This is a genomic window from Mycobacterium sp., from assembly GCF_046095365.1.
GTDB lineage: Bacteria > Actinomycetota > Actinomycetes > Mycobacteriales > Mycobacteriaceae > Mycobacterium.
Map to the genome: position 1 here is coordinate 1 of NZ_JBJTJF010000205.1, position 7,762 is coordinate 7,762.

Annotated in this window: 13 protein-coding genes; 4 read left to right on the forward strand and 9 right to left on the reverse strand. The window is 69.9% G+C overall.

Features of this window, described 5'->3' with window-relative positions:
- Positions 1-34: 34 nt before the first annotated feature.
- Positions 35-1,669: a phosphoglucomutase (alpha-D-glucose-1,6-bisphosphate-dependent) gene (gene pgm, locus ACKOQ4_RS16050; protein WP_526293582.1), complete on the reverse strand. Its 1,635-nt coding sequence runs from the start codon at positions 1,667-1,669 to the stop codon at positions 35-37.
- A 73-nt stretch (positions 1,670-1,742) separates the two neighbouring features.
- Between pgm and crcB (ACKOQ4_RS16055) the strand changes: the two genes are divergently transcribed.
- From crcB (ACKOQ4_RS16055) to ACKOQ4_RS16065, 3 genes are read left to right on the forward strand one after another with little or no spacing between them, the layout of a single operon-like run.
- Positions 1,743-2,141: a fluoride efflux transporter CrcB gene (gene crcB / locus ACKOQ4_RS16055; RefSeq protein WP_526293583.1), complete on the forward strand. Its 399-nt coding sequence runs from the start codon at positions 1,743-1,745 to the stop codon at positions 2,139-2,141.
- A complete protein-coding gene (crcB, locus tag ACKOQ4_RS16060) occupies positions 2,138-2,503 on the forward strand; it encodes a fluoride efflux transporter CrcB (RefSeq protein ID WP_526293584.1) in 366 nt (121 codons plus the stop codon). Before crcB (ACKOQ4_RS16055) ends, crcB (ACKOQ4_RS16060) begins: the two co-directional genes overlap by 4 nt.
- Positions 2,500-3,567 (forward strand): DUF190 domain-containing protein, encoded by a 1,068-nt coding sequence (locus ACKOQ4_RS16065; protein ID WP_526293585.1) that lies wholly within the window; start codon positions 2,500-2,502, stop codon positions 3,565-3,567. Before crcB (ACKOQ4_RS16060) ends, ACKOQ4_RS16065 begins: the two co-directional genes overlap by 4 nt.
- On the opposite strand, the gene ACKOQ4_RS16070 is transcribed toward ACKOQ4_RS16065, so the two are convergent.
- The 3 genes from ACKOQ4_RS16070 to ACKOQ4_RS16080 are packed head-to-tail and all read right to left on the reverse strand — an operon-like array spanning position 3,561 to position 4,607.
- Positions 3,561-3,905 carry a cupin domain-containing protein gene (locus tag ACKOQ4_RS16070; RefSeq protein WP_526293586.1) on the reverse strand — a complete coding sequence of 115 codons (345 nt, stop codon included), beginning with the start codon at positions 3,903-3,905 and terminating at the stop codon, positions 3,561-3,563. The genes ACKOQ4_RS16065 and ACKOQ4_RS16070 overlap by 7 nt on opposite strands.
- A gap of 17 nt (positions 3,906-3,922) precedes the next feature.
- Positions 3,923-4,354, reverse strand: a complete 432-nt coding sequence (locus ACKOQ4_RS16075) for a hypothetical protein (protein WP_526293587.1) — start codon at positions 4,352-4,354, stop codon at positions 3,923-3,925.
- A gap of 25 nt (positions 4,355-4,379) precedes the next feature.
- A complete protein-coding gene (locus ACKOQ4_RS16080) occupies positions 4,380-4,607 on the reverse strand; it encodes a hypothetical protein (protein ID WP_526293588.1) in 228 nt (75 codons plus the stop codon).
- 123 nt (positions 4,608-4,730) lie between these two features.
- Here ACKOQ4_RS16080 and ACKOQ4_RS16085 point away from each other — a divergent pair, with 123 nt between their 5' ends.
- On the forward strand, positions 4,731-5,273 hold the full coding sequence (locus tag ACKOQ4_RS16085) for a hypothetical protein (RefSeq protein WP_526293594.1): 543 nt from the start codon (positions 4,731-4,733) through the stop codon (positions 5,271-5,273).
- A 14-nt stretch (positions 5,274-5,287) separates the two neighbouring features.
- Here the strand turns inward: ACKOQ4_RS16085 and ACKOQ4_RS16090 are convergent, their stop codons facing one another.
- The 5 genes from ACKOQ4_RS16090 to ACKOQ4_RS16110 form a co-directional block, all read right to left on the reverse strand.
- The gene (locus ACKOQ4_RS16090) at positions 5,288-5,692 is read right to left on the reverse strand and encodes a hypothetical protein (protein WP_526293589.1); all 405 of its coding nucleotides are present in this window, start codon (positions 5,690-5,692) and stop codon (positions 5,288-5,290) included.
- A 5-nt stretch (positions 5,693-5,697) separates the two neighbouring features.
- Positions 5,698-6,729: a cation diffusion facilitator family transporter gene (locus ACKOQ4_RS16095; RefSeq protein WP_526293590.1), complete on the reverse strand. Its 1,032-nt coding sequence runs from the start codon at positions 6,727-6,729 to the stop codon at positions 5,698-5,700.
- Positions 6,729-7,127, reverse strand: a complete 399-nt coding sequence (locus tag ACKOQ4_RS16100; protein WP_526293591.1) for an ArsR/SmtB family transcription factor — start codon at positions 7,125-7,127, stop codon at positions 6,729-6,731. Before ACKOQ4_RS16100 ends, ACKOQ4_RS16095 begins: the two co-directional genes overlap by 1 nt.
- A 187-nt stretch (positions 7,128-7,314) precedes the next feature.
- Positions 7,315-7,485, reverse strand: a complete 171-nt coding sequence (locus tag ACKOQ4_RS16105; protein ID WP_526293592.1) for a hypothetical protein — start codon at positions 7,483-7,485, stop codon at positions 7,315-7,317.
- A gap of 48 nt (positions 7,486-7,533) precedes the next feature.
- On the reverse strand, positions 7,534-7,762 hold a 229-nt coding region (locus ACKOQ4_RS16110), incomplete at its 5' end, for a VldE C-terminal domain-containing protein (RefSeq protein WP_526293593.1).

Here is a 7,762-nt window from a genome sequence, read left to right on the forward strand (position 1 = left end):
CCAGCTAGTCGCATTAGCGGCCAGTCGGCATTACTCACGATATGACGGTATTCACCACTTCCCTGGCGGCTTGCTGCATCTGCGCCAGATGCTCGGGACCCTTGAAGGACTCGGCGTAGATCTTGTAGACGTCCTCGGTGCCCGACGGGCGCGCGGCGAACCACCCGTTGGCCGTGGTCACTTTCAGTCCCCCGATCGGGGCGCCGTTGCCCGGCGCGTTGGTGAGCTTGGCGGTGATCGGCTCGCCGGCGAGTTCGGTCGCCGTGACCTGATCCGGTGAGAGCTTGGACAGCCGCGCCTTCTGCTCGCGATTCGCCGGGGCGTCCATCCGCGCGTAGACCGGCGCCCCGTACGTCTCGGCCAGTTCGGCGTAGCGCTGCGACGGGGTCTTGCCCGTGACCGCGAGGATCTCCGCGGCCAGCAGACACATGATGAGGCCGTCCTTGTCGGTGGTCCACACCGAGCCGTCGCGGCGCAGGAACGATGCCCCGGCGGACTCCTCGCCACCGAATCCGATTGTGCCGCCGACCAACCCGTCGACGAACCATTTGAAACCGACGGGCACCTCCACCAGTTTGCGACCCAGCCCGGCGACGACCCGGTCGATGATCGAGGAGCTCACCGCGGTCTTGCCGACCGCAACCGTGTCCGGCCAGTCCGGGCGGTGGGTGTAGAGGTAGTCGATCGCCACCGCCAGAGAGTGGTTGGGGTTGAGCAGGCCGGCGTCGGGGGTGACGATGCCGTGCCGGTCGGCGTCGGCGTCGTTGCCGGTGGCGATCTGGTAGCTCTCGCGGTTGGCGATCAGCGAGGCCATCGCGTTGGGCGATGAGCAGTCCATCCGGATCTTGCCGTCGGTGTCCAGCGTCATGAACCGCCAGGTGGCGTCGACCAGCGGGTTGACCACGCTCAGGTTCAGGTTGTGCCGTTCGGCGATCGCGCCCCAGTAGTCCACGCTCGCCCCGCCGAGCGGGTCGGCGCCGACGCGGATGCCCTCGACGCGGATGGCGTGGATGTCGACGACGCTGGGCAGATCGGACACGTAGGCGTCGAGGTAGTCGTGGCGATGCACGCGCTGCAGTGCCGTGGCCAGCGGAACCCGCTTCACCTCGCGCAGGCCGCCGCGCAGGATCTCGTTGGCGCGCTTGGCGATCGCGCTGGTGGCGTCGGTGTCGGCCGGCCCGCCGTTGGGCGGGTTGTACTTGAACCCGCCGTCGCGGGGCGGGTTGTGCGACGGCGTGACGACGATCCCATCGGACAGATCCGACGAACGCCCCCGGTTGTAGGTCAGGATGGCGTGGCTCACCGCCGGGGTCGGGGTGTAGCGGTCGGCCGAGTCCACCAGCACCACAATGTCGTTGGCGGCCAGCACCTCCAGCGCCGACACCCAGGCCGGCTCGGAGAGGCCGTGGGTGTCGCGGCCGATGAACAGCGGGCCGGTGGTGCCCTGGGCGGCGCGGTACTCGGCGATCGCCTGGGTGGTGGCCAGGATGTGGGCCTCGTTGAACGCACCGTCCAGACTGGACCCGCGGTGCCCGGAGGTGCCGAAGGCGACCTGCTGGGCGACGTCGTCGGGGTCGGGCTGGATCGTGTAGTACGCCGTCACCAAGTGGGGCAGGTCGATCAGGTCTTCGGGCAGCGCCGGTTGACCGGCGCGGGGATTGGCCGCCATGGGGCCAATTGTGCCGCCGGAGGGCAATACTGATCCGGTGATTGGTCAGGCCGAGGTCTAGGGAGCCGCAGCGGTGTTCGGTCAGGACAGGCGCGAGTTGGCCGCGGTCTTCGCCGGCGGGGCGCTGGGAACCGTGGCACGCGCGGCGCTGAGCACCGCCGCCGTGCCCGATCCCGCCCGCTGGCCCTGGCCGACGTTCACCGTCAACATCGTCGGCGCGTTCCTGCTCGGATACTTCACCACCCGACTCCTGGAGCGGCTGCCGCTGTCCAGCTACCGACGCCCGATGCTGGGAAGCGGCCTGTGCGGCGGATTGACGACGTTCTCCACCATGCAGGTGGAGGTCCTGCGCATGATCCAGCACCACTGCTACGGCCTGGCCGCCGGTTACCTGGCGGCCAGCCTGGCCGCCGGTCTGCTGGCGGTCTACGCGGCCACCGCACTGGTGCGCCGGGCCAGGATCAGCGGGTGAACGCCGTGCTGTGGGCCGGTGTCCTGCTCATCGGCGGACTGGGTTCGGTGACGCGGTTCCTGGTCGACCGCGCCGTGGCGCGCCGGGTCGGCGGGTCGTTCCCGTTCGGCACGCTGACGGTCAACGTCAGCGGTGCGCTTCTGCTCGGCCTGGTGACCGGGCTGGTGCTGAGCCAGCCGGTTGCGCTGCTGGCCGGCACCGCCTTTCTGGGCGCCTTCACCACCTTCTCGACCTGGATGTTCGAAACCCAGCGGCTGGCCGAGGAACGGCAGGTCCGGACCGCGCTGGCCAACCTGGCGGTCAGCCTCGTGGCCGGCCTGGCCGCAGCCGCAGTGGGTCATTGGATCGCGAGCCTGGTGTGACCGACTGTCTCAAGCTCACCGCCTACTTCGGCGAACGGCAGCGGGTCGGCCGGCGGTTCGTCGCCGACGCGGTGCTGGACCTGCTGGCCGAGCGCCGGGTGGCCGACAGCGTGCTGCTGCGAGGTGTCACCGGCTTCGGCGGGCGCCACGTCCTGCGCACCGATGCGTCGCTGACGCTTTCTGAGGACCCGCCGGTGACGATCGCCGCGCTCGATCGCGCCGAGGTGATGAGCACGGTGGCCGACGACGTCACCGCACTAGTACCGCGCGGCCTGATAACCCTGGAGCGGGCCACGCTGATCGGCGGCGCCGCAACGGAATTCGCCGCCTCCGACAACGACGCCGTGCGGCTGACCATCCCGATGGGCCGGAACCGGCGGGTGGGCGCGGTCCCCGCCTTCATCGCGGTCTGCGACCTGCTCAGCCAACGGGGATTCGCCGGCGCGACGGCCTTCCTCGGGGTCGACGGCACCTCCCACGGCCAGCGCCGGCGCGCGCGGTTCTTCAGCCGCAACCTCGACGTCCCGCTCATGGTGGTCGCCGTCGGCAGTGGCGGCCAGGTGCGGGCGGTGCTCACCGAGTTGCAGGCGATGCTGGGCGAAACCCCGGTCACCGCCGAACGCGCCCAGGTGTGCAAGCAGCATGGCACCCTGCTCGGCCGCCCCGCCGCACTGCCCGCCGCCGACGCCGCCGGCCGACCGCTGTGGCAGAAGCTGATGGTGCACACCAGCGAGGACACCCTGCACGACGGCGTCCCGATCCACCGGATCCTGGTCCGCCGCCTGCTGGCCTCGGGCGCCGCCCGGGGCGCGACGGTGCTGCGCGGAGTCTGGGGGTTCGAGGGCGACCACAGTCCGCACGGCGACCGGCTGATCCAGTGGGGCCGCCAGGTCCCGGTGACCACCGTCGTCGTGGACTCGCCGGACAACATCGGCCGCGGTTTCGAGATCGTCGACGCCGCGACAAGCCGGCACGGGCTGGTGACCTGCGAAACCGTGCCCGCCCTGCTGGCGCTCGACGGCGCCGCCCCGCACGGCCGTCTCGGACTCGCCACGCCCTACTGAGGCTCGCGGCTGTCAGCGAGCACCGTCAACAACACCGCCGCATCGGTGTCGGCGTGCAGCCCGTGGCGCTGACGCGGCAGCACCAGCAGATCCCCCGGCCCACCCGACCAGCTGTCGGCACCGGCGGTCACCCGCACCCGCCCGACCAGAACCTGCAGCGTGGCCTGCCCGGGACTGTTGTGCTCGGCCAGTTCGGTGCCGCCGGTCAGCGCGATCAGCGTCTGGCGCAGCATGTGGTCATGACCGCCGTGCAGGGTGTGAGCCGACCGCCCGGCGCGTGAGGACCGCGCCGCGGCCAGGTGCTCCTCGGCGAGGGTGGTCAACGAGATCCCGTCCATACCTTCCTCCGATCCGGTCAGGCCAGCATCAGCACACCGCACACCAGCAACGCCGGCACCTTGACGGCTTCAAGCCCCACGTAGACGAAGTGGGCGTGGGACCGCCCGGACTCGGCGACCGACGCGTCGGCCAGCACCGCATCCGTCCGGCGGGCCAGGGCCGGCCGGACTATCACCACCTGGGCTCCCAAGGCGGCAACCGCCACACCCAGCGCCACCACCGCGCCCGCCGGCGGGCGCCCGAACACCACCGCGACAAGCGCAACGGCGGCGAGGACGACCTCACAGACGTTGAGCGCGCGGAACACCAGCCGCCCGATCCCCAGCCCGACCTGGAGGGTCACACCCGGGGCGCGGAACTTCAGGGGCGCCTCCACAACCGAGATCGCCAGCACCATCCCGATCCAGACGAACACCGCGGCCACCGCCAGCGCCGACCAGTGGTTCACCGTCGCGCCGACTCGCCGGCTGCGATCAGTGCCAGTTGCCGTGCCAATTCGGGACCATGTCGTCGACGTTCGGGATGAATTGCTTGACCTGCCCCGGCGGCAGTGGGTTCCCCGGAACGCCGATGTTGACACCCGGACCCGGAATACCGGGCACCCACGGATGCCACGAATCCGCCTGCGCGGTCGCCGACCCGGCGCACAACGCCGCACTGCCGACAGCGCTGGCGACGAGGGCCCGCACGATCGTGTTCATGTGACCTCCTGGCTCACCGGAAGACGCCGACCGATCGGCTCCAGCTATAAAGGTAGCGGCAGCGCCGATCGGCCGAGACAGGGTTGGAGGACATCAGTGGGTTCACAACGACCGGCGGCGGGGATGGCCGTCGCGTTCACGGCGGTCGCCTGGCTGGGCGGCTGTTCGGCGAACAGGCCGACCGATCCCGGGGCACCCTCGGCCCCGCCCGCGTCCTCGGCCGCCGCCTCGGAGTCGCCGGCCCCCTCGGCGGCGGCGGCGCCGACCGGAGCCGACGGCACAAGCCCGTCGGCCGCGCAGACCCAGGCGCCACGCACCGAGAACTGGACCGCACTCGAGGCCGGTGACTGCCTGGCCGAGCTGCCGCCCACCGATCCGGCGGTCGTGACCGTCACCCTGGTGGACTGCTCGCAGACTCACCTGGCTGAGACCTACCTGCGCGCGCCGGTCCCGGTGGACGCCGCACTGGACGGGACCGCCAGTACCCGCTGCGAGGCCGGATTCGTGCAGTACACCGGGCGGGCATCAGCCGGAAGTCCCTACACGACCACCTATCTGATCGACTCAGACCAGGACCGCACTTACAACAACCCCCTGCCCAGCACGGTGATCTGCCTCTTGCAGGGCGCCCAGGGGCAGTCACTGACCGGCTCGGCGCGCCGGTAGCCCGGCGCCACCGGCTAGTGGTCGTGCTCGAAGACGACCATCGTGTGCCTCAACTCACCGTCGACAAAGTAGGCCCGGCAGGTGAAGGGATCGTTGAGCGACTCCCCGAAAGCGTTGGGAGCCTGCACGACACCAGTGACACTGCGCACCGTGATTCGTTGGCGTTGAACATCTTTCAGTGTTTCGGTACTCAGCGATGACAAGTCGGTCACCTCAGGGTCAAGCTCGGAACCCCTGACGTCGACGTCGACGAGTTTCGCCGATTCCGGAGAGACCAGCCGGTCGAGCACCTGCCCTTCGCAGCGCTGCCGCGCCGCATCCCGGTACGGGTCGCGATCGGGTGATTCGCAGGCGGCGGTGACGACGCCGGCCGGGATCACGGCGGACAAGGCCGCCGCCGAGATCCGCGCGATGCGCATGCGGCTCATCCTCGCGTGGCGGCCTCTCGGCTTGCCGGATAGGCGTGGATGAGCGCGGAGGACAGGTGAGGCACTGTGTGGGCCAGGGTGTGCTCGGCATGGTGGGCCAGTTCATGGGCCTGACTCAGGGTGACACCCGGGTCGATGTCGAGCTCGGCGTCGGCGTGCAGGCGGTGGCCGATCCAGCGCATCCGCAGCCGGCGCACCGCGATGACGCCGGGTTCGTCCGCCAGCGCCTGCTCGGCCGACTCCACCAGGTGCGGGTCGACTCCGTCGAGCAAACGCGAGAACACATTGCGCGCCGCGGTGCGCAGCACGACCAGGATCGCGACCGTGATCAGAAGGCCGACGACAGGGTCGGCCAGCGGGAACCCGAGCCACACCCCGATCGCACCGAAAACCACTGCCAGCGAGGTGAATCCGTCGGTCCGGGCGTGCAAGCCGTCGGCGACCAGAGCGCCGGATCCGATGCGGTGACCGACCCGGATGCGATACAGCGCCACCAGTTCGTTGCCGAGGAAACCGATCAGCCCGGCGGCGGCCACCCAGCCGAGATTGCCGATGGGGACGGGGTGGATCAGCCTGCGCACCGCCTCATAGCCGGCGACCACCGCCGACAGCGTGATCATCAGAACAACGAACAGGCCGGCGAGGTCCTCGACGCGCCCCAGGCCGTAGGTGTAGCGCTTGGTGGCCGGGCGCCGGCCGAGCGCGAAAGCGATCCAGAGCGGGATGGCGGTCAACGCATCCGAGAAGTTGTGGATGGTGTCGGCGGCCAGCGCGACCGACCCCGACAGCGCCACGATCACCACCTGGAATATCGCGGTGAGACCCAGGACGAGCAGACTGATCTTGACCGCGCGGATGCCCTGCACGCTGGACTCCAGGGCGTCGTCGAGGCTGTCCGCCGGATCGTGGCTGTGCGGGGCCAGCAGTCCGCGGACGGCGCCGAGAAATCCCCGGTGATGCTCGTGGGGATGGCTGTGGTCATGGCTGTGGTCATGGTGGTGCTCGTCGCGATGTGGTGTCGGGCCCATCAGGCGCGCACCTTAGGGGCGGGGTTGTGGTGCAGTCGCGACAGTTCGCCGTCGCTGCGGTGATGGCCGGGAATCCCCGGCCCGGCATGCTCGGCGTTGAACACCGCATCGGTGACCAGCCGTCGCACGTGGTCGTTTTCCAGGCTGTAGTAGATCGTGGTGCCTTCGCGTCGGGTGCGCACCAGCCGGGCCATCCGCAACTTGGCCAGGTGCTGGGAGACCGACGCCGCCGGCTTGGCGACCGTGTCGGCCAGTTCGTTGACCGAGAGCTCACGGTCGGTCAGCGCCCACAACAACTGCACCCTGGTCGCATCGGAGAGCATCCGGAAAACCTCGACGATCAAGCCGACCTGGTCGTCGTCCAACCGCCGTCGGCACACTTTCGTATCTGCGCGCATAGATAGATAGTAGTGCGTTGCACCGCTCTCGGTGCGGCACCGCCCACGTCCGAAGCGGTCGGCTTGTACCGTTCAGAGGGAGAGCAGCAGCGAAGGGAGCGGGTTTCATGCGACTGGTTCACGCAGGTTTTCACCTCGCCGTCGTCGCGACGGCCATCGCGGCAGCGGCCACCGGTTGTTCGGCCGATCAGAGCCGCCCGGCCGAGACCTCCGGCGCCCCCGTCCCCTCGAGTTCGGCGTCTCCGTCGCCGACGACGAAGGCCGCCGTCCCCAGCCTGAGTCCCAGCGGTCCGCAGTCGATATCGCCCGGCGGATCGGGGCCGCGGCCGGCGACTCCGATGCCGGGTAAGGGGCCCAACGGCGGACAGTAGGGCTACCGCTCAGTCAGGTGCGGGTGATCCCGGCCTCAGGACACGGTGACGTGCACATGGTTGAAGTGGTTGGCCACGCGCCACATGGTGTACGCCACGCCGAAGCGTGCGGCCTTGCTCTGGACGTCGGCGTTGATGGCGTCGCCCAGGCCCATGTCCGAGCCGATCATGATGTCGATGGCGTGTCCGCTGGGGTGGTCGGGAAGCGGATCGGCGCGCACGCCGCCGATCGACTGCACGCCCGGGTAGGTGGCGATGATGTAC